Origin of the sequence: Puniceibacterium confluentis, from assembly GCF_007923445.1 — a bacterium.
GTDB classification, from domain to species: Bacteria; Pseudomonadota; Alphaproteobacteria; order Rhodobacterales; family Rhodobacteraceae; genus Puniceibacterium; species Puniceibacterium confluentis.
The window spans coordinates 1-526 of record NZ_VOJI01000133.1; the positions used below are offsets into that span (position 1 = coordinate 1).

The following is a 526-nucleotide window of genomic DNA, read 5'->3' on the forward strand; positions in this document are numbered from 1 at the left end:
GGAGGTTTCCCGGGGGTCCGCCTCCTTCGAAGGTGGCTCCTGGGAGATCATCGACACCCCCGGCATGTACTCGATCTTGCCGATTACCGAAGAGGAGCGGGTTGCCCGTGAGATTCTCCTGACCGAGCGCCCCGACGTGGTACTCCACGTGCTCGACGCCCGAAACCTGGAGCGGATGCTGGTCATGACCCTCCAACTGGTGGAGGCGGGACTGCCGGTGATCCTGGTGGTGAACATCATGGACGAGGCGGAGCGGATGGGACTTGAGATCGACATCCCGCTCCTGCAGGAGAAGCTGGGCATCCCGGTCATCGGCGCCGCCACGGCCAAGAAGCGGGGGCTGCCCGAGATCAGGAAGGCCATCGCCTCCTGCGATGCCGCGCACCACGCCAGTTTCGGCTACAGCGGCCGCCTGGAAGGGGACATCGCCGAGATCGCCGGGCTGCTCAGCGGGGAGTACACCCTTTCCGGCAAATCTCTGGCGCTGCTGCTGCTCCAGCGGGACGAGGAGATCGCTGCTCTGGTG

1 protein-coding gene is annotated in these 526 nt (G+C 65.6%); it reads left to right on the plus strand.

All coding sequences use genetic code 11. The annotated features are described in order from the left end of the window. Positions 1-526, plus strand: a 526-nt coding sequence (locus FOY53_RS22860) for a FeoB small GTPase domain-containing protein (RefSeq protein ID WP_186766746.1), incomplete at both ends; no start/stop codon positions are given.